A 22,468-nucleotide genomic window follows, 5' to 3' on the forward strand; every position below is an offset into this window, starting at 1 on the left:
ATAGCCGCGGAATTATTGAGTGCGCAGGCGCCGTTCGACGTCGGCCACTTCCGGGTACGCCGCCTGCGTGCCTTTGCGGGTGGTGGCCAGGGCGGCGGCCACGGAGGCGAAAGCTGCGGCGTCGGCGAGCGCGTCGCCCGCGGCCAGGCGCACGGCCACCGCTCCGGTGAAGGCGTCGCCTGCTCCGGTGGTGTCCACGGCGTCCACCCGGGTGGGCTGGATCCGGGCAACGCGGGAGCCGTCCGGCGCCAGCGAATCCAGTACCACGGACCCCTGCGAACCCAGGGTCAGCAGGACCTGCTGGATACCGTGGCCGGCGAACCGCCCACGCACCGCGTCCCACTCCTCATCGGGGGCGCCGGCATCCGGTATCTCCGACCCCAAAAACAGCGCTGCCTCGTGGGCGTTGACCAGCAGCACATCCGCCAACCCGGCCAGGGCTGGCGGGATCTCCGCGTACGGCGAGAGATTCAGCAAAACTGTGGCACCGGCGTCGTGCCCTGCCTGCGCCGCCGCCAGCACGGTCTCCATGGCCACCTCGAGGCAGAGGCTTACGACGGCGGCCCCCTCCAGCACGTCCGACGCCCCCGCGACGTCCGCCGGGGACAGGGTGCCGTTGGCGCCGGCGGAAATGATGATGTTGTTCTCGCCCCGCGCGTCCACGGCGATCACGGCCACGCCGGTGGGTTCGCCGGACGTGCGCACATGGCTGACATCCACTCCGGCCCCGGCCACCGAGGCCTCGAGCATGTTGCCGTTGGCGTCCTCCCCCACGGCGCCCACCAGGCTGACGTGGCCGCCCAGCCGGGCGGCGGCCACGGCCTGGTTGGCGCTCTTGCCGCCGGGATTCACCGCGAACCCATTGCCCTGGACGGTTTCACCGGGCTGCGGGAGGCGGTCGCAGTAGATGGTGAGGTCGGCGTTGAGCGAGCCGACGACGACGATCCGGCCTGGAGCGGCAGCTGCAGCACTCATGGAGCCACCTCGGCCTCAACCGGCTTGGGAATGAGCATGGACGCTGCGAAGGCGGCAACGGTCAGTGCCAGGCCGACGACCACGACGGTCAGGTAGGACGCTTTCGCATCGCCAAGTGGCGACGTCGCCACCAGCACAGCGGGCAGGATGAGGAAGCTCAGGCCCGCGCCGAGGTTGAAGGCGCCGGCGTTCATGCCGGGCAGGAAGCCGGGATTACCGGCGGGCGAGAGGACAACGCCGAGTCCGTTGAGCATGATGTTGACCGTACCGGCGTACATGATGCCCAGCAAGACCGTGCCGGCGATCATCAGCGGCAGGCTGTTCAGGCCCAGGAAGGCGATGACGGCGAGCGCGGCGATGCTGCCCAGCAGCCCGATCCGCAGCACCTTCGTGTACCCGAGGACGGGTGCAAGCTTGCCGCTGAGCGGGCCCACCAGCCAGCCGAGCAGGGCGTACGGGGTGAGGATGATCAGCGACATTTCGGTGGGGCCCACGCCAAAGCCCGGGTCGGCGGCCTGGACGTAGGCGGGGACGATGCCGTTGATGACGGCGAAGATGCCGGTCATGGTCAATGTGGTGGTCAGCAGCGGCGCCCAGGTGGAGCGCTGGCGCAGGTGCACGGTTTCCACCATGGGCTGGGCGGCGCGCTGTTCGGTGCGCCAGAAGGCGAAGAAGGCGGCGGCCGAAACAAGCACCAGCGCCAGGCTCAGCAGCAGCGTGCCGGAGTTGAAGCCGGCCACCAGCTTGGAGCCTTCGTTCAAGGCGGTCAGCAGTGCGCCGACGGCCACCACGATGAAGAACACGCCCGGCCAGTCCATCCGGGTGCCCGCTGCGGGCTTGCTTTCGGAGGCGAGGAACACGACGAGTACCGTGGCGGCGGCAGCCAGGACCACCATCAGCCAGAAGATGCTGCGGAAGCCGTAGTGTTCGGCGAAGTAGCCGCCCACGAAGGAGTCCACACCGGCCACGCCGCCGTTGACGGCGGTGATGAGGCCCATCAGCGTGCCGTATTTGCGGGGGTTGCTGACCGCGGAGCGCAGCATGATCAGGCAGAGCGGCACGGTGGGTCCGCTGACGCCCTGGATGATGCGGCCCACGAAGAGCCAGGTGACGTCGGGGGCGAGGGCCGCGACCACGGACCCCACGGCCATGAGCACCATCATGCCCACCAGGACCTTCTTGCGGCCCACGATGTCGCTCAGGCGCGGCAGGAACAGGGAAAAGAGGGCGGCGGCGGTGAAGAACCAGGTCTGGGAGAGGCCGATGACGGCCTGGTCGGTCTTGAGTTCCTCGCCCATGGTCACCAGGGCGGGGCTGAGCATGGAGGCGTTGAGCTGGAATGCCACGCAGGCTGCCAGCAGGGCAGTCATGAGGGCGGCGGTGTTGCCGCGGCCAGTCTTGGCTTCGGTCAGGGTGGCAGTCATTTACTTGACCCCTCCGGCGGTGAGGGAGGCACTTGCCTGGCGTTCGGCGTCGGACGCGTTGCCTGGGGTGCGGTCCGCACCTTGGTGCGGGCCGCCGTCGTCCACTTTGGTGTTGGCGCCCGGCTCGCCGATGCGTTCCAGGGCGTCGGTGACCAGGTCCCAGAACCGTGCGTGGTCCAGGTCCACGGCCACGCTGGTGTGGCAGTCGGCCGGGGCGGGGGCGCGGAAATCCGCGACCGTCATACCCAGGGTGAGGGTGCCCTGCAGCTCGATGTTCACCGGCACTTTGCGGGTGCTGACGATGCTGGGGTCGATGACATAGGCAACGGCGCAGGGATCATGGACGGGCGGGTAGTCGAACCCCTGGGCGTCCTTGTAGGTGTGCGCGAAGAAGTCCATCAGCTCGGTGACGAACTTGGCAGGCGTGGTGCCGATTGCGGCGATCTTCTCCACCACGTCCGGGGTGGCCAGCGCCTGGTGGGTGAGGTCCAGGCCCACCATGACAACCGGCCACTTCTCATTGAAGACGATGTGGGCGGCCTCGGGGTCGATGATGATGTTGAATTCGGCCACGGCGCTCCAGTTGCCCACGTGGTAGCCGCCGCCCATGAGGACCACTTCCTTGACGCGGTCCACGATGCGCGGTTCCTTGCGGGCGGCCATGGCGATGTTGGTCAGGCCGGCGGTGGGCACCAGGGTGACGGTGCCGGGCTCGTGCGCCATGACGGTATCGATGATGAGGTCGACGGCGTGGCGCGGGTCCAGTTCGATGGTGGACTCGGGGAGGGCGGGGCCGTCCATGCCGGATTCGCCGTGGATGTCCGGTGCGGTTTCGATGCTGCGGACCAGGGGCCGCGGGCAGCCGGCGGCGAAGGGGACGCCGGTGATGCCGGCAATGGTGCCGACGGCAAGGGCGTTGCGGGTGACTTTTTCGAGCGTCTGGTTGCCCACCACGGTTGTGACGGCCAGCAGGTCGATGGCGGGGCTGCCGTGCGCGAGCAGCAGGGCCACGGCGTCATCGTGGCCGGGATCGCAGTCCAGGATAATCTTCCTGCGCTCCGTCGTCCGGGGCTGGCCCTCCAGGGGCTGGCTTGGGCTGGTCCGGCGATTTGGTTCCACGATGGTTCTCCACGTCATTGGGGCCTGCCGCGGACGGCAGGGGTTTTCAGTCTTCCGGGAGTGATCATGGCAGGCTTTTGTGGCCAACGTCAAACGCTTAACGTTGGTGTGATGTTTACCCACGTCAAACGCTTGATGCGCTGGGGCTTCTGGTAACCACTGTGGCGGATAGGATCGATGTATGGAATCCGGGGAACAGGTGCAGCAGCGGGGCAGGCCGCGGCGTGTGACAGCGGCGATGGTCGCGGCACGCGCCGGGGTTTCCGTGGCAACCGTGTCGCTGGTGGCCAACGGCAAGACGGCCGGCCGGGTGTCCGAGGACAACATTTCCCGGGTGCGGGAGGCCATCTCAGAGCTGGGCTACGTGGTGGACGGGATCGGCAGCTCGCTGGCCAAAGGCGTCAGCTCCATCGTGATCCTGGTGGCTCCGGACATTTCCAACCCGTTCTTCGCCAAAGTGATCGGCGGGGTACGCGAGTCCCTGGGCCCGCAGTACCAGCTGTTGCTGTCCGTCACCGACTCCGGCGAGTTCCCCAAGGCGGACGACGTGCGGAAGCTGATGTCCCTGCGGCCCGCCGGCCTCCTGGTTGATGCGCCGAACGCCGGCTTCCTGGCCGACCTCTCCGTGACCGGACCTTTGGTTCTGCTGGATGCCCCCGGGCTGGAATCGCTGGCCCCGGCGGTAAACCTTGACGTGGCCCAGGGTGCCCGGGAGCTGGCAGCCCACCTGGCGGACGCCGGCCACCGGCGCGTGGCCTACCTGGACAGCGTGACGGGAACCGAGACCTTCACCATCCGCCGTGACGCGTTCCTGGCGGCGGCCGCGGAGCGCGGCATGGCAGTGGATCCGGGGCACAGCCCTGCCACCACCATCGACGTCGGTGAAGCGGCGGCTGCCTTTGCTGCAGCCTGGCCCGAGTGGCAGCGCGAGGGGGTGACCGCCGTCGTCTGCGCCACCGATACCCACGCCTACGGCGTGCTGCAGGAGGCACGCGTGGAGGGCGTGCGGATCCCGGAAGAGCTGGCGGTGGCGGGCTTCGACGACCTGCCGTACTCGGCCACCAGCAGCCCGGGCCTGACCAGCGTCCACCTGCCCGCGGCGCTGCTGGGCCTCAAGGCCGGGGAGCAGCTGCGCCGGCTGATGGAAGGGCAGCCACTGGAGCAGGAGGAGCTCGTTTTGGAGAGCTCGCTGGTGGTGCGCGGCTCCACCTCAGCTGCCGAAACCTAGGGACGTGCAACGGCTTCCTGTCGGACCCCGGCCGTAAGCTGGGACCATGCCGAGTAACTGGGAAAGCCTGGACGAGCCGCTGCGCGAATCGGTGCAGCACAACGTGGAGATCTACGAGCGCGTTCGGCCTGCCCTGAAACTGGTGACCCGGGACGTCCTGCTGGTGCTGCGGGACATGCTGAAGGACACCGAAGTCACGCCCCTGTTCGTCACCGGCCGCACCAAGACCGTGGAGTCCTTCAAGGAGAAGATCTCGCGCACCGAGGAGCCGCTGGAGCCCGGCGGCCGGCGGCTGCTGAAGTTCCCGGACCCGTTCCGCACCCTCAATGACATGGTGGGCATCCGCGTGATCACCAAGCTGCCGGCCGAGAATGCCGCGGTGGCCAACATCATCAAGCGCCAGCGGCAGCTGTTCGACTGCCGCGGCGACCGGGAAAAGGACATCGGATCCATCGAGTCCGGCACCTACGGCTACTCCAGCCGGCACCTGATCCTGCGCACCATCCAGAACGAGGCCGTGAAGGAGTACCAGCAGGTCTTTAACCCGGACCTGCAGCCCAACGGCAGCTACTTTTTCGAGTGCCAGATCCGCACCATCTTCGCCCACGCGTGGAGCGAGATCGAGCATGACATCCGGTTCAAGGCCGAGGACCCGCGCGCCTGGACACCCCACTTCGACCGGCAGTTCACGGCCACGGCGGCCATGCTGGAGACCGTGGAGACGGCCTTCGCCGACCTGCATGAGCGGTACGAGGAAGTCCGCAGCTACTGGGACGTGGACGGCGAAGGGGCCGCGCCGCTCACCCCCAACCGGATCCGGGACGTCTGGCGGACCCTGCTCCCGCACGTGGACCGCAAGGTGGACGACGACTGGGGCTGGGCCGCTGAACTGCTCGCCGCCCATGGGCTGAACCAGACCATGCAGCTGGCCGGGCTGCTGAACGCCAACCGCATCACTGAAGTGCGCAAGGCCCTGGACCACCGCTACTCCCCCGGCCCGGACCGGCTCCTGGACGACCTCCTGCTCTGGCAGTACGGCACCGCCCACGTGGACCTGACCGCCGAGGCGCCCGACGTCGTCCCCCACCCCCGGCGCGACAGCCTGCTGCGGCGGCTGCGGCAGATCGAGCGGTACAGGATGACTGCGAAGTAGGGGTTGTTGGGGCCGGCCGCGTGTCCACGGCGGCGAGGATCGGGTACCCGGTACTCGTGCGGTCCGGCCCGAAGTGACTTGTACTGGTTTCTGTACCAGGGCGCTGGCGGCACCACCCCGGCTGAGAGAGGTTGCTGCTGCGCTAAACCCATCGGGGTGCAGCGGCAGGACAAGATAAAGGAGAACGGTCAGCATGACCCGTCACGAAGCGCGAGCCGCCGGCTTCCCGGTGGGGGACCCCTCTCACGGGCCGACGCCGTACGAAGCTGGAGGGCGGTTGAGGCCGCGCCCATGGCCAGTTGGCCCCCATGAGAGCTATGGGAAAGTGGATTTTGATGACACTGACGGAAAAGCCGTCTTCACGGCCTACGTACAACGCGAGGCTGAAGAAGGTTACGTCCTGCACGTCGAACACCTGGCGGCGCCGCTGCGGGTGGCGGGTACGCTCCTTCGCCTAAGCCCTGTGCCTCACGTTGACAGGGACGCCGCCGACTTCCGCCGAATCACCGCTGCCCGTGCGGCGGCCGCGAAAGCGGAGGCCGAGTTGGCCGCCGCCGTGAGCGCCGCACGCACGAACGGAGACTCCTGGGAGGCTATCGGCACCGCGCTCGGCACGTCCGCGCGAACTGCACAGGAGCGGTTCGGGCAGACGACGTAACGCCCGCGGCGACGCTCACCCCGCAGGCGTGATGCCTCCAGGGGTAGCCCGCGGCAGCCATCCGGAGCCATGATGTCACCATGACTGATCCCCAACGGAAGCTGTCGGCCGCCGAGCTCGCCGAGGCGGGTCTTACCGGCTGGCGCGTGACCGGCGAGGCCCTCGCCGCCACCTTCAGGACCCGGAAGTTTTCCACCGGGCTGGAGCTCGTGAACCGCATCGGCGCCTCCGCCGAGGAGGCCAACCACCACCCCGACCTCACTCTCACCTACCCCGAAGTCGGCGTCACGCTCTCAAGCCACGACGTCGGCGGGATCACCAGCCGCGACATCGACCTGGCACGCGTCATCAGCGGCCACGCCGCGGACCTCGGGGTCGCCGCCGCGGAGTGAGTCCGCGCCGTCGAGCATGGGGCGAGCGGATGGTCTAGGCGGATCAGGCCAAGAGCCGCGGTGGGTTCCGCGCGCCTGAAGAACGACCGTCACAAGCGATCCAAGGGCCAACCCGGGCGTCCAAAAGGGCCTACCGCCCGACCAGCGACTCCCGGAGTGCCGCGTCCGCATCCCGCAGGACTTTCGCAGCCACTTCAAGCCCCTCGATCCGGCCCAGCGAAACGTCCTCGTGCTCGATGTTGACCAGCATGTCCGGGTCCACCTCGTGCAGGGCGCGCAGGAACTCGGTCCAGTAGGCGGTGTCGTGGCCGCGGCCCAGGGCCACGAAGTCCCAGGCAGAATCCTTGGGCCACTCATTAACCCATTCGTCGCCGCCGAGGTTGGTGCGGTTTTCCTCCGGGGAAAGGCGGCGGAAGCTGTTGTCCAGTACTCCGTAAAGGGCCGCGTTTCCCGGGTTGATCCGGACATCCTTGGCCGCGGCCTGGAACACCAGCGGGCCCAGTTCGCGGACCACTGCCACCGGGTCCATCTGCTGCCAGAACAGGTGTGAGGCATCGAGTTCAACCCCCACATGCGTGGCGCCGGTCGCCTCAATCAGCCGGCGCACGTCCGCGGTGTTGAAAACCAGGTTCTGCGGGTGCAGCTCCAGCGCCACCTTGACGTCCAGGTCCCGGGCCAGCCGGTCCATCTCTTTCCAGAACGAGGCTGCAATCCCCCACTGGTAGTCCAGGACATCCAGAGCAGCCGAGTTCCAGGCGTTCACGATCCAGTTGGGAACAGTCGCCCCGGGTTCACCTCCGGGCAGGCCGGACATGGTGACCACCCGGTTCTGGCCCAGCCGGTGGGCCAGCCGTATCGACCGGCGAATGTCCTCGGCATGCTTCTCCCCGATCTGCGGGTTGGGGTGAAGCGGGTTGCCGTTGCAGTTCAAGCCCGCAATGGAAACCCCGGTCCCCTCAAAAAGCGCCAGGTAGTCATCACGCGCGGCGTCACTCACCAGGATCTGGTCAAAGGTGGGAACGTGCACCGGGGGAAGGAAGCCGCCGGTGTTGATCTCGATTCCCGTCAGGCCCAGGCTGGCGATGACTGCGAGCGCCTCGGGCAGCGGACGGTCATGCAGGACCGCGTTGTAGACACCAAGCCTCATGGGGTTCTCTCCTTTGAAAGGGCGGCCGCAGATGGAGCGCTCTAAAAAAGTTATGAGAGAAGCTTTGTCCTGTCAATAGGACTAGAAATGAAAGGGGCCGTGAAACCGCCCCACCCCCGGCGCGAACCGCCGTTGTCGGCCTAGAGGGCCAGCCGCGGCCCGTCTGCCAGGCCTGGCGCCGAACCCACAACGGGCAGGGCCTCGGTGAAAGCCTCGACGACGGCCATCTGGCCGGTGGAGTCAGGAACTCCCGGGTATTGAACGTGTGCGGCCTCGGCCGGCTCAACCAACGCCTCCTCCGCACGCATGCGCACCAGCGCAACGGCAGAGATCAGGAACCAGGCGATATTGGTAACCACCGACGGCCACGCCCCGTGCAGGGTTCCGTTGATGATGAAGGCAACGGAGCCGAACAGATTGGCCGTCTGGAACCCCTTGCCGGCTTTCAACCAGCCCATGGAAACTGCCAGGTACGCACTGAGTATCGCAACCGCCCCTGCCCAGCCGGCGATTTCCCACAGCAGTTCCATGGCGTCCTTTCAAGGTGTTACCCGAGCACAGCAATTGGGCAGGGGTTTTGCAGGTGATTTAAGAGTTGGTTTGCCGGACGCTGCGTTTACTCGAGCCCTGTTCGGGCGAGGACCTCATACTGGCCGGCGGGACAATCATATCCTGCAGGCACGCGCGATTTTGCCCGCTGGACCGTGATACCGGGCACGTCTGGACAAGACCCCCGCCACGTAGCACGATCGGAGCTGTGACCAGCAGCCCATCCCCCGACCCGTACCTGCGCGAACTCGTGCAGCTGCGCCGCGTCAAGGACCGGATGGACAGGGAATATGCGCAGCCGCTCGACGTCGAATCCCTCGCCCGGGATGTCCACATGTCCGCCGGCCATTTCAGCCGCCGCTTCAAGCTCGCCTACGGCGAATCGCCTTACAGCTACCTCATGACCCGCCGGATCGAACGCGCCATGGCGCTGCTCCGCAAAGGTGACCTCAGCGTCACCGACGTGTGCTTCGCCGTCGGCTGTTCCTCGCTGGGAACCTTCAGCACCCGCTTCAGCGAGCTGGTGGGCGTGCCGCCGAGCGTCTATAAACAGGAGGCGCAGCATTCGACGGCGGGCATCCCCGCGTGCGTGGCGAAACAGGTCACCAGACCGGTCAGGAATCGAGAAGCGCCCGCCCGCGAGGCGCAAATAGCATGACTGGCATGGACATCAACATTTCCTCAACCTTTCTTCCCGCCACCGATCCGGATGCCTCTTTGGCGTTCTACCGCGACGCCCTGGGCTTCGAGATCCGCAACGACGTCGGCCGCGGCACCATGCGCTGGATCACCGTTGGCCCCGCAGGCCAAAAGGACGTTTCCATCGTCCTGTGCCCGCCGGCCGTCGACCCCGGAATCACCGACGACGAGCGCCGCACCATTGCCGAAATGATGGCCAAGGGCACCTACGCCACCATCGTCCTGTCCTCCCCGGACGTGGACGCCGCCTTCGCCAAGGTGGAGGCAAGCGGGGCCGACGTCGTCCAGGAGCCCATCGACCAGCCCTACGGAATCCGCGACTGCGCCTTCCGCGACCCGGCCGGCAACACCGTCCGCATCAACCAGCAGCCATAGGCATATCAACAGTCACGTATATAACGGACGACGCCGGAGCGGGGCTGCCAGCACAGCCCCGCGCCGGTGCCGCTCCACCAGAAGGGGGACACCTTGAGCACGGACACCAGCATGGACCCGGGGACGGAAACCTCCCCGGCCGGACTCCATATCGCCGACACCCACGATCTCATCCGCGTCCAGGGCGCCCGCGAGAACAACCTCAAAGACATCAGCGTTGAGCTGCCCAAGCGGCGGCTCACCGCCTTCACCGGCGTGTCCGGCTCCGGCAAGAGTTCCCTGGTGTTCGCCACCATCGCCGCCGAATCCCAGCGGCTCATCAACGAAACCTACAGCGCGTTCGTGCAGGGGTTCATGCCCAGCCTGGCGCGCCCCGAGGTGGACCGCCTAGAGGGACTGACCACGGCGATCATCGTTGACCAGGAGCGTATGGGCGCCAACCCGCGCTCCACCGTGGGCACCGCCACCGACGCCAACGCCATGCTCCGCATCCTCTTCAGCCGCCTGGGCAAGCCCTATGTCGGCCCGCCCACCGCGTTCTCTTTCAACGTACCCACCCGGAAGGCCAGCGGCATCATGAGCACCGAGAAGGGCGGCCGGGTGGAGAAGAACGTGGTCCGCCAGGTCACCTACCTTGGCGGCATGTGCCCGCGCTGCGAAGGCATGGGCAACATCAGCGACATCGACCGGACCGCGCTCTACGACGATTCGAAATCATTGAGTGAGGGCGCGCTTACCGTCCCTGGCTACTCCATGGACGGCTGGTACGGGCGCCTGTTCGAAGGCATGGGCCTGCCCATGGACAAGCCCATCGCGTCCTTCACGAAGAAGCAGCTGGACACGATGCTGTACGCCGAACCCACCAAGATCAAGGTGGAGGGCGTCAACCTCACGTTCGAAGGAATCATCCCCAAGATCCAGAAATCCATGCTCTCCAAGGACGTGGAGGCCATGCAGCCGCACGTGAAGCGCTTCGTGGAGCGGGCCGTCACGTTCGCCACCTGCCCGGACTGCGGCGGCACCCGGCTCACGCCGGAGGTGCTCGCGTCAAGGATCAATGGCAGGAACATCGCGGACCTGTGCGCCATGCAGATCAGCGACCTCGCCGCCTGGATCCGGGACCTCGACGAGCCCTCCGTCCGCCCCCTGCTCGCCGGCCTCCGCGACCTGCTGGACGCCTTCACCGAAATCGGCCTGGGCTACCTCTCCCTGGACCGACCGGCCGGTACCTTGTCCGGCGGTGAGGCGCAGCGGACCAAGATGATCCGGCACCTGGGCTCCTCGCTGACCGACGTCACCTACGTGTTCGATGAGCCCAGCATCGGCCTGCATCCGCACGACATCGAGCGGATGAACACCCTCCTGCTGCAGCTGCGGGACAAGGGCAACACCGTCCTGGTGGTGGAGCACAAGCCGGAGATGATCGCGATCGCCGACCACGTCGTCGACCTCGGCCCGGGCGCCGGGACCGGCGGCGGCGAGATTGTCTACGAGGGCGACGTCAACGGGCTGCGTTCCAGCGGCACCATCACCGGCCGCCACCTGGGCGACCGGGCCCGGCTAAGGGATTCCACCAGGGCCCGGAAGGGGGCGCTGGAGGTGCGCGGCGCCTCCACGAACAACCTGCGGAACGTGGATGTGGACGTTCCGCTGGGCGTGCTCTGCGTGGTGACGGGTGTGGCCGGATCCGGCAAGAGTTCGCTCATCCACGGTTCCCTGGCCCGGCGTGACGGCGTCGTCGTCATCGACCAGGGCGCCATCAAGGGCTCCCGCCGCAGCAACCCGGCCACCTACACCGGACTGCTCGAACCCATCCGCAAAGCCTTCGCCAAGGCCAACGGCGTGAAACCGGCGCTCTTCAGCTCCAACTCCGAGGGCGCCTGCCCCACTTGCAACGGCGCCGGCGTGATCTTCACCGAGCTCGGCGTCATGGCCACGGTCGAATCCACCTGCGAGGACTGCGAAGGCCGCCGCTTCCAACCCGCCGTCCTCGAATATACGTTGGGCGGCATGAATATCGCGGACGTCCTGGACATGTCGGTGGAGGCCGCGCTGGCCTACTTTGCGGAGGGTGATGCCAAGACCCCGGCCGCCCACAAAGTCCTGGAACGCCTGGCGGACGTCGGTCTGGGCTACATCACCCTGGGCCAGCCCCTGACCACCCTGTCCGGCGGCGAGCGCCAGCGCCTGAAGCTCGCCACCCAGATGGCCGAGGCGGGCGACGTCTACATCCTTGACGAGCCCACCGTGGGCCTGCACCTGGCCGACGTCGAGCAGCTCCTGGGCCTGCTGGACCGGCTGGTGGATTCCGGCAAGTCAGTCATCGTGATCGAGCACCATCAGGCCGTCATGGCGCACGCGGACTGGATCATCGACATCGGGCCGGGCGCAGGGCACGACGGCGGCACGATCGTTTTCGAGGGAACGCCGGCCGAGCTGGTGGCCGGGCGGGAGACCCTGACGGGGCGGCACCTGGCCACCTACGTGGGCGCCTGAGCGAGGCCAATTCCAGGCGGCCGGGCCCGTCGAAACCCTGCGGCGCCTACAGCTTCTCCAGGAAGGATACGGTGGCGGCGGCGATCTGTTGCTGGGCGGCCTGGCGGCTGATGCCCGGTTGGCCGTCGCCGGGCTGATCGCCGTAGTCGCCGAAGAAGGCGTGCACTCCGCCGCGGACGGCCACGAATTCGGCGTCGCCGGGCAGCAGCTCCCGTGAGGCCTCAATCTTCGCAGGAGTGCTGAGGCCATCGTTGCCGCCGGACACGGACAGGACGGACAGGCCACTGCGGTCCTGCAGCGAATCGATCGGGTAGGACGCATACAGGACCAGGCCTTTGACGTCGCTGTTGTTGAGCGCGAAGGATGATGCGGACACCCCGCCCAGGGAGTGGCCGCCGACCGCCCACGTGCCGATGTCCGGGTTGTCCGCCATGGCGCTGCGGGCCTGGTTTCCGTCCAGCAGGCTGAGCCCCAGTGGTTCCTTCAGGATGACCACCCGGTATCCGGCGCCCACGGCGGGGGCAAGGATGTCCTGGTAGGCGCGGGCATCCACCCGGGCTCCGGGATAGAAGACCAGACCCTTCATGGTCTTGCCGCCCTCGGGTGACATGGTGATGGCGGTGGGAGTTTCGGTGACGGTGAGGTCCGACGTCGGCCCGGCCTCCGCCGCCGGCCCCGGCTGGTGGCGAAGGGGTCGAGCCAGGCCAGGCCGGCGGCGAGAGCCAGCACGGCCAGCCGGCCGGCCCAGGCGGCAACGAACCGGACGCGGGAGCGGGACCGGGGCGTGTCACGGCGGCGCCAGAGCTGGATTCCCCATGCCGCGCCCGCCACGGCCGCCGCGAGCAGGAGGCCCGGCAGCAGGGGGTGTCCGCCCAGGACGGCGGGGTTGCCTGCCAGCATCCACACCGCAACTCCCGCCAGGCCGGCTGCGCACACCGCCGACGCCCAGAAGAGGGCGGTCCGGCGCCTGGCAGGCGGAGTGGGTTCCGGGGCGGAAGTGATGTCCATGGTTCCTGATCCTGCCACTGGAGGGCCGGATTTCAATGCCGGCTGGCCTACGCTGGTTGCATCAGGACCCTCAGCCGCGGGGTTTCGTGGCCGAGCTTGCGAAGTAAGGGAGCACATGGGGACCTACCGGTACGAGGTCGAGATCCTGCACCTGCTGGTGTCCCCCGCGCACGCCTATTTCGGGCGGGCCCGGGACGGCGCAGCCGACGTTCCCACCACTGACGGGGACACGGTGGAGGTGGTGGGCGGCAAGGGCATCGTGGGCGACCGGTTCTTCGGCAAGGCCGCACACATGGACGCCGCGGTGACCCTGTTCGCCGTCGAATCCCTTGAAGCCATCGCCGCCGAACTGGGCGCCGGTCCGTTCGATCCCCTGCTGACCCGCCGCAATGTGGTGCTCCGCGGCGCGCAGCTGGCACCGCTGCTGGGGCATGACTTTGCGTTGGAGTCCGGCGGGGACGTGGTCCGGTTCCACGGCGGCCGGCATGCCCAGCCCTGTGCGTGGATGAACGGGATGCTGGCTCCCGGCGCGCATCCGGCCATGCGGGGCCGGGGCGGCATCCGCTGCCGCGCCGTGTCCGGCGGGCTCCTGCACCGGGGCCCGGCCGTGCTGGTCAGCCCGGTGCCGCTTGATCCGGCCCGCGCCGGTGAGCCGAGCCTGCTGCGGCCTTCCCGGCTGCCCTAGCTGACCCTGCCCGGAACACGGACGACGGCGTCACGCACGGCACGCTTTCGGCCCACCATAGGCGGGGAAGCCGCGGAAACCCGGCCTCCCGCCGTCGGGCGTTCCGCCAAAAGCTGCCCGGCGTGACGCAGGCGCGGTTACTTCAGGTGATGGCGGTCGCGTTGACTGGTGAACCGGTGCCGCCGGTAATGTTCAGCGGTTTGATGGTGATGAAGGCGTCCCACTGGCCGGTGGACTGCATATGCCGTGCGAGCGGGCCGAGCCGCCAGAGCTCACCCAGGGGCATGCCGAGCTTGGCCAGGAGGTGCTGGTGCATCATGCCGTGGTCGTTGAACGCGGACTCCCGGTAGGGGCTTTCAGGGACGGCGGGGAGGCATTCGAAGGCAAAGTTGTCCGCGGCGATCACCGCAAACCGGCTGTCCCACGCCCAGGCCACGAACTCCTGTGACTGTGCGACGCCCGACGCCTTCCGGCTCTTCCGGAGGCGCTGCTTCTCCTCGGGATCGAGTGCGAGGAACCATTCGCACCAACCGGTGTGCAGCATGAGGATGTCGCCGGGGCGGGTGGCCAGGGACTGGGACTGCATGGCTGACCTGACCAGGTCCAGGGTGAGCGGTTCTCCGGCGGCATGGTCGATGGGCTCGCCAACACCGTTTCGGAACCCGTCAACGTCCACCAGGACACCTCTTCCGGCGATGGGGTGTTTGGCCCACTCCTGGATACCCAGGTCCGGAGTGCCTTCGGTGATCCGGTGGTCCGGGACGCCGTTGTAGAACCCCACGTCGTCGGCCCGCCGGTGCCGGAGCCCGTCAATCTGGCTCGAGCCCTGAAGGTAATACCCGTCAAGGTAGTCATCGCGGTGGGCAGGATGGGAGGAGTAGATGGTGTGCCGGGGTGCGCCGCGTTTGAGGGACATGCCGGGGTCGAAGGCATCGGCCGGGTAGTCCAGGCCGAACACTGTCCCGGTCCTGATACTGTTCTTGGCTTCCCGGACCACGCGGGGAGTGATGAAGGACGGCGTTCCCCGCTCCGGCTCCGGAAAGAGTCCCCAGGAAGTGCCGGACAGGGCACCCGCCCTGTCGAGGAGGTCGGCGAACCGGGGAACCGTGATGTCATCGGTCACCGGGACTGGGCCTCCTGCCGGCGCTGCACCTGCTCTTTTGGGCGCCTGTAACTGAGCAGGAACCCGGCCAGAGCGCACACGGACGCCGCAATGCACACGGGCGGCTTGATGGTGGTGTTGAAGAACTCCAGCCACGCATTTTGCCCGGCCAGCAGTCCGGCGGCCTGCCCGGCCACGAACAGGACACCCCCAATCAGGAGCGCTCCGAGGGTGATGACGAAGACGGTTTCGAAGAACCTTCGTGATGTTTGCATCGAGTTCCTTAGATCGGCAGGACGCCGAGGATGATCAGCACGCCGATGACCAGCAGCGGCAGCGCATAGTGGGTGAGCAGGCGGGCGAAGGTCTTGATGGGGTTGACGTCCGCGATGCCGCAGGCAACATAGAGCGGTGCCCCGCCGGGCGGGACCGCGGCCTCGCAGGAGGAGAACACCAGGACAGCCACGGCCGCGGTGGTGGCCGGAACACCGGCCGCGACGAGGGCGGCGACGCCGACCGTTCCGACGGCGGCCATGGTGGCCGTGGCGGACAGCGGGGCTGCGACAGCGATGACGATCAGCCCGATCAGGATGGCGAGGAGCCAGAGGGGAAGGTTCATCCCGTTCAGCAGGGCGGTCATTTGCTTGGGAAGGCCGGTGGCGGCCAGCGCGTTCGCGCCGGCGAAGGCGAAGAGCACGGTGACGCCCACGATGCCGAACCGCGGGGCCGAGCCCTGCAGGAGCTTTCCCCAGGCACGCCCGGTGCGGGGCAGCTGTTTCCTGCCCAGCAGCGCACCGGTGATGAGGAGGACCACCGGGATCCAGACGATGACGCTGACCGACTTGCTGACGTCGCCGCCGGTCCAGTCCGAGAGCGCCGAAGTGAGGAACCCGGAGGTGATGACCAGGGGAATGGCGACGACGACGAACAGCAGGAGCGTGGCCCACCCCTGGCCGAACGCGGCCCGGACAGACAGGCGGTGGGCGGCGTCGAGCGGCGCCATCCCGCTCTTCCTGATGAGCAGCCAGGTGACGATGAGCCGGTGCAGGAAGCACCACAGGCCGCCGAACAGCAAGGGAAGGACCAGGGCGTTGATGTCCAGCAGGGGCCCCACCGTGGCGGAGCCGACCAGGACGAACATGGAGGCGCTGAAGGGGAACGTGATGCCCATCCCGGCGTTCCCGGCCACGAGGGTTGCGGCAGCTGGCTTGTCGAGCCTGGACTTTTCCATCCACGGAATGGTCACTGAGCCCACCGTCGCGGCGATGGCCGCCTGATTGTGGACCACTCCGCCCAGGCCGGCGGACGCTATCGTGGAGACCCACGCCGGGCCGCCCTTTACCCCTCCGATGAGTGAGTTCAGCAGGTCGATCAGCCGGTCCAGCACGCCGCCCTTGTCCAGCAGGTAGCCCATGAAGACGAATGCCATGGTGGCGTAAACAATTTCGTCGGTCGCCGCCGAATAGAGCGCCGACCAACCAACCTGTGCCGCAGCGGCCCCGGTAAACGGCAGGACCACCAGGAAGCCCAGGATCATGGCTTCCCCCACGCTGCGCTTCATGGCCGTAGTCCAGAGGAGGATGGCGGCAAGGTAGGCGCCAAGTGCCCAGATGCCGATCATGCTGCTGCTCCTGACGGCGGAATGCCGGTTGCTGTCGAAATCATGTAATACCCGTTCCTGATTGTGCCTTGCTGTGCTGTCAGCGCAAGGCCGGTTCGGCGGCCTGCGCCATGCGGGCGAGGGCTGCGGCCGATGCGGTGGTCATCTCGGCCGGGACGCCGAGGTCCGAGAGATAGCTTGCGGTGTCCTGCATTTCCTTGGAGCGGCGGACGGCGTGCTTGGCGCTGCCGGTGAGGAACCTGTCGATGACCGCCTGGCCGTCCCCCGCCAGCTGGTTCGCGATCTGGCCCCGGATCCAGTCCTCCAGGCCGGCTGCCTTGCCGGCCGTGACCGCCTCCACCACCACGGACGCCAGGCCCTTCATGAGGACGCTGCGCAGCAGTTTGTGGGCCATCGCCGCCCCAGGCTCGCCGTCGGCGATTTCCACCTGCACGCCGAGGGGACGCAGCAGGGCGGCAACCGCCTGGGCGCCTGGACCGCTCACCATCAGGGGCGTCTTCTCACCCAGCGCGGAGACCGGGCCAAGAATGGCGACGTCGGCGAACGCAGCTTTGGTGGGCAGCTGTCCGAGCTCCTGCATGACGCCGGGCGATGAGGAGGTGAAGTCTGCGTAGACGCTGCCGGCGGCCAGGACCGGCAGGCACTCCTCCGCCACACTTCGCGCGGCGGCCGCCCCGGTCATCACCAGGACGATACCGGCGCCTGCACAGGCAGCGGCAGCGGTTGCGGCGCGGGTGACGCCCGCAGGGGTTGTGGGGGCCACCGGGTCGAAACCGGTGACCTGATGGCCGGCAGCGGCAAGGGCTGCGGCGTAGGTGGCTCCGGCTTCACCGAGGCCGATAACGGTGCATGCTGTCATGGTTTGGGGTTCTTCTTCTCTAGGAGCGCGCGGCGACGATCGCCTGGCGGCGGCTGGTTTCGTCGGCGAATACTGCTTCCGCAGCTTCTGCGACGGCTGCTGCCTGTTCGCGGGGGATGACCACCACGCCGTCGGAGTCGCCGATGATGATGTCGCCTGGCAGGACGGGGACTCCGCCGAAGGCAACGGCGGTTCCCAGCCTGAACGGGCCGTCCTTGTAGGGACCGGCGGGCGAAGTAGCCCTGGCGAAGACGGGCATGCCGATCTCACCCAGCGCCTCGGCGTCGCGCGCTGCTCCGTCCAGCGCGAAGCCGGCGACGCCAAGGTTGATGGCCCGCTCCCCGATCAATTCACCAAGGAGCGCGCGGGATTCATCGGCGCCGCCGGCGACCACTATGACGTCTCCAGGGCGGGCCAGCTGCAGGGCGGCGTGGATCCCCTTGTTGTCGCCCGGACGGGTCCACACGGGGAACGCCGGCCCGGCGAGCTTTGCGCCGGGCCATACGGCCTGGATGGCGGAGTCCGCGACGCCGAGCCGGTCCATGGCGTCACCGATATTGGCGGCGGGCAGGTTGGCGAGCCGGTCCACGATGGCTGGGTCCGGGCGGTCAAAGTCAGCGCTGGTGTCGATGGCTGGAGTTGTCATGGTCAGTTCCTTCGGGGGTGTGGGTCAGTCTTTTTTCTGGACCAGCGGAAGGACCTTCTTAAAGTCGTCCTCCTGGCCTGCCCAGAACTTCTCGTAGTCAGAACCGTTGAGGTAGCTGGTCTGCAGGCCCAGGTCCTTCATCTTCTGCACCACGGCTGGGTCCTCGATGGCCTTCTCGATGGCAGCTTCGAGCTTCTTGGCCACGTCGTCAGGGAGCCCTGCTGGGGCGGAGTAGCCGCGGGCGGTCCCGGCGGTCAGGTCGTAGCCGGATTCCTTGAACGTGGGAATGTCCGGCAGCGAGGGGGCGCGTTCCCCGGACATGACGCCCAGCACCCGCGCCTTGCCCTGCTTGCTGAGGTCGGTCACGTCGCTGACATTGGCCACCAGGACGTCCACGTGCTTGCCCAGGAACGCCGTGGTGGCCTGGGACGCACCCTCGGAGAAGTGGACCGGTGCGAACTCCGAGCCGGTGCTCTCCTGGATCTGGGCCAGGGCGAAGTGTTCACCGGTCTGGATGCCGGTGGTGCTGGCGGTGAGTGACTTCGGCTTGGCCTTGACCGCGTCCAGCAGCTCTTTCAGGGTCTGGTACGGGCTGTCCGGCTGGACGGCGATGACGGTGGGGTCGATCACCTGGCGGCCCAGCGGCTGGAAGCTGTCCCTGGTGTACTTCGCGCCGCGGGCCGGGTCCAGCGGTGAGACCACTACCGAGGGGGATCCGGTGGCGCCGATGGTGTAGCCGTCCGGCTTGGCGCCGGTCAGGGCGGTGTAGCCGATCTGGCCGCCGGCACCTGGTTTGTTGATGACCTCAACGTTGGTGCCGAGTTCCTTTTCCAGGACCGGCTGGATGAGCCGGGCGGCAGTGTCCACGGCGCCGCCCGAGGAGAAGGCGACGATGAGGTCAATGGATTTGCCTTTCTTCGGGAAGTCACCGGCGGCTGCGCCGGAATTGCTGGCTCCGGCGTTGGCACCGCAGCCGGTGAGGGCGAGCAGGGAGGCAGCTGCGACGGCTGCGAGAATTTTCTTGCGGGACATGGGTCTTCTCCTTTGAAGTGGTGCGGGTGTGCGGTTTGGGGTGGAGGTCAGGCTTCGGGGTCCTCCGTGAGCGCCTTGGGCTTACGGAGTTTGAGCAGCGGGCTGCAGATAATGAGCAGGCCAATGCCGATCAGTACGGCGGAGATGGGACGGCTGGCGAAGACGGTGAAGTCGCCCTGGGATATCTCCAGCGATTCACGCAGGGAGCGTTCCATCAGCGGGCCCAGCACCAGGGTGAGGACCATCGGGGCCAGCGGAATGTCGAGGTTCCGCAGTGCCAGGCCAAGGAGGCCGAACCCGATCATGACGTAGACATCGAAGACGCTGAAGTTGATGGTGTAGGCGCCGATGACCATGAACACGAGGATCACTGCCGTGAGGACCGGAGTGGGCACGCGGAGGATGGAGGTCCACAGCCCCACCAGCGGGACGTTCAACAGCAGCAGGAGGACGTTTCCAATGAAGAGGCTGGCGATGATGGCCCACGCGATCTCCGAGTGTTCCGTGAACAGGCTGGGTCCCGGGGTGAGGCCCTGCTGCAGGAACGCCCCCATCAGCACCGCGATGGTGGGCGACGCTGGGATGCCGAGGGTGAACAGCGGGATGAGGGCCGCGTTGGCGTGGGCATTGTTGGCGGTCTCGGGCCCGGCAACGCCTTCGACGGCACCCTTGCCGAGTTCGTGGCGGAAGCGGCTGAACCGCTTTTCCGTGGCGTACGAAAGCAGCGCTGACACGGACCCGGTCATGCCGGGAATCAGGCCCAGACCGAAGCCGACGCCGGTCCCGCGGGCCATGGCAGGTGCACTGCGGCGCCATTCCGTCCTGGATGGAAACAACTGCCGGAAACCGGGGGCATGCACCACCGGGGTGGGCGCGTCCCGGCGGAACGAGAGGATTTCCGAAAGCCCGAAGACGCCGACAATGACAGCCACAAAGCTGACCCCGTCCATCAGGTTGTCGATGCCAAAGGTAAAGCGCGGAGCGCCGGCCACGGGATCGATGCCCACCATGGAGATGAGCAGGCCCAGGGCGCCGGAGATGAGGGCCTTGACCATGGACTTTCCGGCCAATGCCACCAGCAGCGAGATGCCCACCACCATGAGCGCGAAGAATTCGGGCGGCCCCACCAGCAGGCCGAGCTCGCCGAGCGGCTTGGCGGCGGCGACAAGGCCGACGGTGGCGATGGTGCCGCCGACGAAGGACCCGACGGCGGCCAGCGTCAGGGCCGCTCCGGCCCTCCCCATCCTGGTCATCGCATAACCGTCGATGGTGGTGATGGCCGAGGACGCTTCGCCGGGAGTGTTCAGCAGGACGCTGGTGATGGTGCCGCCGTACTGGGTGCCGTAGAAGATGGCGCACAGCATGATGATGGACCCTGCGGGGTCCAGGTTGAGCGTGAGGGGGATCAGCAGTGCCACGCCCGCGACGGGTCCGACGCCGGGCAGGACGCCGATGATGGTGCCGAGCAGGCAGCCCAGGAAGGCAAACAGCAGGTTTTGCCAGGTCATGGCGGTGGCAAAGCCGCCAAGCAGTTCATTGAGGGTTTCCATGCCTAGAGTCCGATCAGGTTCAGCGGAGTAAATGCCGACACGGGAAGGGCCACGTTCAGGCCGTAGTTGAAGGCGTAAAAGGCGCCGACGCTTCCCGCCAGGGCGATGATCAGTGAGGGCACCCATGCCCGGCGTCCCCGGATTTTCAGGTGGTAGAGCAGGAACGCGAACATGCCCAGCTGGAAGCCCACCAGGTCCATGACGGATGCAAGGATGACCAGGCTCGCCACGACGGAAATGACTACCCCCGCGTCCACACCGTCACCCCTGGCGCTCGGCCTGCGGAGTTCCTGGAGGAGCCAGACTGCCGACATCGCCACCAGGAGCGCCCCCATCGCAAAGGGGAACATTCCGGCGCCCGGGCCGAGGGACGTCCAGAGCCCCAGGCCGACCGAACTGACCAGGACATAGCTGCCGACGGCGGCAAAGGCGCCGATTCCCGCCAGTACACCCGGGGCGACCCGAAGCGTGCTGCCTGCTTTCGTCGTGACTGACTCCGTTGTCATGAGTGTCCTTTTCACTGCGCGTCTTTGCATTTCATAGAATGAAACTATATTGCGTACTGAGAAATAGTGACAGGAGACACAGGTACTGTCAAGTGCAAGGAACTTACATAGGATGGAAGAATGGCGACTACGACTTCCAGTACGGCCGGCACGGCAGAAGAGGGCCCCAAATCCTCGAACATGCGCTCCCTCTCGAGGGCCATGGAGGTCTTCGCCGAACTGCAGCGGGCCGAACGGCCCCAGCGGCTCAGCGATCTGGCGCGGAACTGCGGCATGAGCCTGCCCACCACGCTGAGGATCCTCCGGGTGCTGCAGGATTTCGGAATGGTGAGCCAGACGGACAAGTCCTACCGGATCGGCCCGGCCGTCCTGCCCGCCGCACGGAGCTTCCTGGAGAACGATCCCCTGGTGGTCGCGGCCCGCCCCGTCCTGCAGCAGGTGGCATCGCAGACCGGACTGACGGCGTCGCTGTATTCACGGCTCGGCTTCGAGCGCATCCTGGTGGCCCGCGTCGACGGCGAGGCACCCCTCCGCTACGACCTCCCGCTGGGCAAGCGGCTGCCCCTGACGCTCGGTGCCGCAGGAAAGATCCTGCTCGCATCGGCGTCCGATGACGAACTTCAGCAGGCGGTGGCGGCGGCCGTGGCAGCCGGCCAGAAAGACGCGGACCTGACGGCAAAGGAACTGCGAGCGCGGCTCCCGGAGCCGGGAACCGACTACGCATTCTCTGCCGATGAGCGCGCTACCGGCGTCCTGTCAGTGGCCATGGCGGTCCCCAACCGGACGGGCCGGCCCACGGAATCCATTTCGCTCACCAGCCCGGTGGAAGCGGCCAGCGAGGCCACCCTGAAAGCCGGGGTCCCGGAGTTGCGCCGCGCGGCCGGCCGCCTTTCCGAGCTGCTCGAGGGCTCCGTCTACTGACACCGCACGCCCCCAAAACACGGACGACGGCGTCACGCACGGCAGGCTTTCGGGCCGCCCTAGGCGGGGAAGCCCCGGAAACCCGGCCTCGCGCCGTCGGGCCCTGCCTGAAACCTTGCCCGGCGTGACGCGGCCGTGCCAGCTAATCCAGCTCCACACCCCGCAGCAGCACCATGGTCCCGCCCACCACCACGGCGGAGGCGAGGAAGACGCCCGCGGAGCCAAGCCCCGCGGCAACCACGCCGATGGCACTGGGCAGCATCACCTGGCCCACCCGGTTGCCGGCGAGGCGCAGGGCCAGTGCCCGGCCGCGTTGCCCGGCC

Annotated in this window: 24 protein-coding genes and 1 pseudogene; 9 read left to right on the forward strand and 16 right to left on the reverse strand. The window is 67.5% G+C overall.

Annotated elements, in window-relative coordinates; all coding sequences use genetic code 11:
- Positions 1-12 precede the first annotated feature (12 nt).
- The 3 genes from PUN71_RS19715 to uriH are packed head-to-tail and all read right to left on the reverse strand — an operon-like array spanning position 13 to position 3,536.
- Positions 13-975 (reverse strand): ribokinase, encoded by a 963-nt coding sequence (locus PUN71_RS19715; RefSeq protein ID WP_277799769.1) that lies wholly within the window; start codon positions 973-975, stop codon positions 13-15.
- Complete coding sequence (uriT, locus tag PUN71_RS19720; RefSeq protein ID WP_277799770.1) at positions 972-2,399, reverse strand: uridine transporter UriT; 1,428 nt, start codon at positions 2,397-2,399, stop codon at positions 972-974. The genes PUN71_RS19715 and uriT overlap by 4 nt, the downstream gene beginning before the upstream one ends.
- Positions 2,400-3,536, reverse strand: a complete 1,137-nt coding sequence (gene uriH / locus PUN71_RS19725) for a uridine-preferring nucleoside hydrolase UriH (protein WP_277799771.1) — start codon at positions 3,534-3,536, stop codon at positions 2,400-2,402. It lies immediately after the preceding gene.
- Positions 3,537-3,699: 163 nt separating this feature from the next.
- On the opposite strand from uriH, the gene PUN71_RS19730 reads away from it, so the two are divergent.
- The 4 genes from PUN71_RS19730 (at position 3,700) to PUN71_RS19745 (ending at position 6,949) form a co-directional block, all read left to right on the forward strand.
- Positions 3,700-4,746 (forward strand): LacI family DNA-binding transcriptional regulator, encoded by a 1,047-nt coding sequence (locus PUN71_RS19730; protein ID WP_502861125.1) that lies wholly within the window; start codon positions 3,700-3,702, stop codon positions 4,744-4,746.
- Positions 4,747-4,792: 46 nt separating this feature from the next.
- On the forward strand, positions 4,793-5,899 hold the full coding sequence (locus PUN71_RS19735; protein ID WP_277799772.1) for a GTP pyrophosphokinase: 1,107 nt from the start codon (positions 4,793-4,795) through the stop codon (positions 5,897-5,899).
- 325 nt (positions 5,900-6,224) lie between these two features.
- Complete coding sequence (locus PUN71_RS19740) at positions 6,225-6,557, forward strand: hypothetical protein (RefSeq protein ID WP_277799773.1); 333 nt, start codon at positions 6,225-6,227, stop codon at positions 6,555-6,557.
- Positions 6,558-6,637: 80 nt separating this feature from the next.
- On the forward strand, positions 6,638-6,949 hold the full coding sequence (locus PUN71_RS19745; protein ID WP_043454014.1) for a 4a-hydroxytetrahydrobiopterin dehydratase: 312 nt from the start codon (positions 6,638-6,640) through the stop codon (positions 6,947-6,949).
- A gap of 130 nt (positions 6,950-7,079) precedes the next feature.
- Here PUN71_RS19745 and PUN71_RS19750 read toward each other — a convergent pair whose 3' ends face one another.
- Both PUN71_RS19750 and PUN71_RS19755 read right to left on the reverse strand, forming a co-directional pair.
- The gene (locus PUN71_RS19750; protein WP_277799774.1) at positions 7,080-8,096 is read right to left on the reverse strand and encodes a sugar phosphate isomerase/epimerase family protein; all 1,017 of its coding nucleotides are present in this window, start codon (positions 8,094-8,096) and stop codon (positions 7,080-7,082) included.
- Positions 8,097-8,236: 140 nt separating this feature from the next.
- Complete coding sequence (locus PUN71_RS19755) at positions 8,237-8,626, reverse strand: CBU_0592 family membrane protein (RefSeq protein WP_043453889.1); 390 nt, start codon at positions 8,624-8,626, stop codon at positions 8,237-8,239.
- Positions 8,627-8,853: 227 nt separating this feature from the next.
- Between PUN71_RS19755 and PUN71_RS19760 the strand changes: the two genes are divergently transcribed.
- The 3 genes from PUN71_RS19760 to PUN71_RS19770 all read left to right on the forward strand — a co-directional run bounded on the left by PUN71_RS19760 (position 8,854) and on the right by PUN71_RS19770 (position 12,215).
- Positions 8,854-9,303: a helix-turn-helix transcriptional regulator gene (locus tag PUN71_RS19760; protein WP_277799775.1), complete on the forward strand. Its 450-nt coding sequence runs from the start codon at positions 8,854-8,856 to the stop codon at positions 9,301-9,303.
- Positions 9,300-9,719 carry a VOC family protein gene (locus tag PUN71_RS19765; protein ID WP_277799776.1) on the forward strand — a complete coding sequence of 140 codons (420 nt, stop codon included), beginning with the start codon at positions 9,300-9,302 and terminating at the stop codon, positions 9,717-9,719. Before PUN71_RS19760 ends, PUN71_RS19765 begins: the two co-directional genes overlap by 4 nt.
- 111 nt (positions 9,720-9,830) lie before the next feature.
- On the forward strand, positions 9,831-12,215 hold the full coding sequence (locus PUN71_RS19770) for an ATP-binding cassette domain-containing protein (protein WP_277799789.1): 2,385 nt from the start codon (positions 9,831-9,833) through the stop codon (positions 12,213-12,215).
- Positions 12,216-12,261: 46 nt separating this feature from the next.
- Here PUN71_RS19770 and PUN71_RS19775 read toward each other — a convergent pair whose 3' ends face one another.
- Both PUN71_RS19775 and PUN71_RS19780 read right to left on the reverse strand, forming a co-directional pair.
- Positions 12,262-12,825, reverse strand: a complete 564-nt coding sequence (locus tag PUN71_RS19775; RefSeq protein ID WP_277799777.1) for an alpha/beta hydrolase — start codon at positions 12,823-12,825, stop codon at positions 12,262-12,264.
- A complete protein-coding gene (locus PUN71_RS19780; protein ID WP_277799778.1) occupies positions 12,798-13,223 on the reverse strand; it encodes a hypothetical protein in 426 nt (141 codons plus the stop codon). The genes PUN71_RS19775 and PUN71_RS19780 overlap by 28 nt, the downstream gene beginning before the upstream one ends.
- A 115-nt stretch (positions 13,224-13,338) precedes the next feature.
- On the opposite strand from PUN71_RS19780, the gene PUN71_RS19785 reads away from it, so the two are divergent.
- Positions 13,339-13,908, forward strand: coding sequence for an MOSC domain-containing protein (locus PUN71_RS19785; protein ID WP_277799779.1), 570 nt, complete (start codon positions 13,339-13,341; stop codon positions 13,906-13,908).
- Between the two features lie 142 nt (positions 13,909-14,050).
- Here the strand turns inward: PUN71_RS19785 and PUN71_RS19790 are convergent, their stop codons facing one another.
- The 8 genes from PUN71_RS19790 to PUN71_RS19825 all read right to left on the reverse strand — a co-directional run bounded on the left by PUN71_RS19790 (position 14,051) and on the right by PUN71_RS19825 (position 21,224).
- The gene (locus PUN71_RS19790) at positions 14,051-15,031 is read right to left on the reverse strand and encodes a cyclase family protein (protein WP_277799780.1); all 981 of its coding nucleotides are present in this window, start codon (positions 15,029-15,031) and stop codon (positions 14,051-14,053) included.
- A complete protein-coding gene (locus PUN71_RS19795) occupies positions 15,028-15,285 on the reverse strand; it encodes a hypothetical protein (protein ID WP_277799781.1) in 258 nt (85 codons plus the stop codon). The genes PUN71_RS19790 and PUN71_RS19795 overlap by 4 nt, the downstream gene beginning before the upstream one ends.
- Positions 15,286-15,293: 8 nt before the next feature.
- Entirely contained in the window at positions 15,294-16,631 is a 1,338-nt protein-coding gene (locus PUN71_RS19800; RefSeq protein WP_277799782.1) for a TRAP transporter large permease subunit, read from the reverse strand.
- 79 nt (positions 16,632-16,710) lie between these two features.
- The gene (locus PUN71_RS19805) at positions 16,711-17,490 is read right to left on the reverse strand and encodes an NAD(P)-dependent oxidoreductase (protein ID WP_277799783.1); all 780 of its coding nucleotides are present in this window, start codon (positions 17,488-17,490) and stop codon (positions 16,711-16,713) included.
- A gap of 19 nt (positions 17,491-17,509) precedes the next feature.
- Positions 17,510-18,136, reverse strand: a complete 627-nt coding sequence (locus tag PUN71_RS19810; protein ID WP_043453908.1) for an RraA family protein — start codon at positions 18,134-18,136, stop codon at positions 17,510-17,512.
- 24 nt (positions 18,137-18,160) lie between these two features.
- On the reverse strand, positions 18,161-19,168 hold the full coding sequence (locus PUN71_RS19815; RefSeq protein WP_277799784.1) for a tripartite tricarboxylate transporter substrate binding protein: 1,008 nt from the start codon (positions 19,166-19,168) through the stop codon (positions 18,161-18,163).
- Between the two features lie 47 nt (positions 19,169-19,215).
- Positions 19,216-20,718: a tripartite tricarboxylate transporter permease gene (locus tag PUN71_RS19820; protein WP_043453914.1), complete on the reverse strand. Its 1,503-nt coding sequence runs from the start codon at positions 20,716-20,718 to the stop codon at positions 19,216-19,218.
- Positions 20,719-20,720: 2 nt separating this feature from the next.
- Positions 20,721-21,224 carry a tripartite tricarboxylate transporter TctB family protein gene (locus PUN71_RS19825; RefSeq protein WP_277799785.1) on the reverse strand — a complete coding sequence of 168 codons (504 nt, stop codon included), beginning with the start codon at positions 21,222-21,224 and terminating at the stop codon, positions 20,721-20,723.
- Positions 21,225-21,344: 120 nt separating this feature from the next.
- Between PUN71_RS19825 and PUN71_RS19830 the strand changes: the two genes are divergently transcribed.
- A complete protein-coding gene (locus PUN71_RS19830) occupies positions 21,345-22,145 on the forward strand; it encodes an IclR family transcriptional regulator (protein WP_277799786.1) in 801 nt (266 codons plus the stop codon).
- A gap of 142 nt (positions 22,146-22,287) precedes the next feature.
- Here PUN71_RS19830 and PUN71_RS19835 read toward each other — a convergent pair.
- Positions 22,288-22,468 (reverse strand): annotated as a pseudogene (locus tag PUN71_RS19835) (MFS transporter); the annotation flags it as partial.

The organism is Arthrobacter sp. NQ7 (assembly GCF_029581595.2).
In the GTDB taxonomy this organism is placed as follows: Bacteria; Actinomycetota; Actinomycetes; order Actinomycetales; family Micrococcaceae; genus Arthrobacter; species Arthrobacter phenanthrenivorans_B.

Bases quoted from the DNA above. Each gene is read 5' to 3' on its own strand.
- PUN71_RS19795 (WP_277799781.1), bottom strand. From the start codon at position 15,285: ATGCAAACATCACGAAGGTTCTTCGAAACCGTCTTCGTCATCACCCTC.
- PUN71_RS19735 (WP_277799772.1), top strand. From the start codon at position 4,793: ATGCCGAGTAACTGGGAAAGCCTGGACGAGCCGCTGCGCGAATCGGTG.
- PUN71_RS19780 (WP_277799778.1), bottom strand. From the start codon at position 13,223: ATGGACATCACTTCCGCCCCGGAACCCACTCCGCCTGCCAGGCGCCGG.
- PUN71_RS19765 (WP_277799776.1), top strand. From the start codon at position 9,300: ATGACTGGCATGGACATCAACATTTCCTCAACCTTTCTTCCCGCCACC.
- PUN71_RS19820 (WP_043453914.1), bottom strand. From the start codon at position 20,718: ATGGAAACCCTCAATGAACTGCTTGGCGGCTTTGCCACCGCCATGACC.
- PUN71_RS19800 (WP_277799782.1), bottom strand. From the start codon at position 16,631: ATGATCGGCATCTGGGCACTTGGCGCCTACCTTGCCGCCATCCTCCTC.
- PUN71_RS19805 (WP_277799783.1), bottom strand. From the start codon at position 17,490: ATGACAGCATGCACCGTTATCGGCCTCGGTGAAGCCGGAGCCACCTAC.
- PUN71_RS19730 (WP_502861125.1), top strand. From the start codon at position 3,700: ATGGAATCCGGGGAACAGGTGCAGCAGCGGGGCAGGCCGCGGCGTGTG.
- PUN71_RS19830 (WP_277799786.1), top strand. From the start codon at position 21,345: ATGGCGACTACGACTTCCAGTACGGCCGGCACGGCAGAAGAGGGCCCC.
- PUN71_RS19770 (WP_277799789.1), top strand. From the start codon at position 9,831: ATGGACCCGGGGACGGAAACCTCCCCGGCCGGACTCCATATCGCCGAC.
- PUN71_RS19825 (WP_277799785.1), bottom strand. From the start codon at position 21,224: ATGACAACGGAGTCAGTCACGACGAAAGCAGGCAGCACGCTTCGGGTC.
- PUN71_RS19715 (WP_277799769.1), bottom strand. From the start codon at position 975: ATGAGTGCTGCAGCTGCCGCTCCAGGCCGGATCGTCGTCGTCGGCTCG.
- PUN71_RS19745 (WP_043454014.1), top strand. From the start codon at position 6,638: ATGACTGATCCCCAACGGAAGCTGTCGGCCGCCGAGCTCGCCGAGGCG.
- PUN71_RS19785 (WP_277799779.1), top strand. From the start codon at position 13,339: ATGGGGACCTACCGGTACGAGGTCGAGATCCTGCACCTGCTGGTGTCC.
- PUN71_RS19750 (WP_277799774.1), bottom strand. From the start codon at position 8,096: ATGAGGCTTGGTGTCTACAACGCGGTCCTGCATGACCGTCCGCTGCCC.
- PUN71_RS19755 (WP_043453889.1), bottom strand. From the start codon at position 8,626: ATGGAACTGCTGTGGGAAATCGCCGGCTGGGCAGGGGCGGTTGCGATA.
- PUN71_RS19775 (WP_277799777.1), bottom strand. From the start codon at position 12,825: ATGTCACCCGAGGGCGGCAAGACCATGAAGGGTCTGGTCTTCTATCCC.
- PUN71_RS19810 (WP_043453908.1), bottom strand. From the start codon at position 18,136: ATGACAACTCCAGCCATCGACACCAGCGCTGACTTTGACCGCCCGGAC.
- uriT (WP_277799770.1), bottom strand. From the start codon at position 2,399: ATGACTGCCACCCTGACCGAAGCCAAGACTGGCCGCGGCAACACCGCC.
- PUN71_RS19815 (WP_277799784.1), bottom strand. From the start codon at position 19,168: ATGTCCCGCAAGAAAATTCTCGCAGCCGTCGCAGCTGCCTCCCTGCTC.
- uriH (WP_277799771.1), bottom strand. From the start codon at position 3,536: ATGACGTGGAGAACCATCGTGGAACCAAATCGCCGGACCAGCCCAAGC.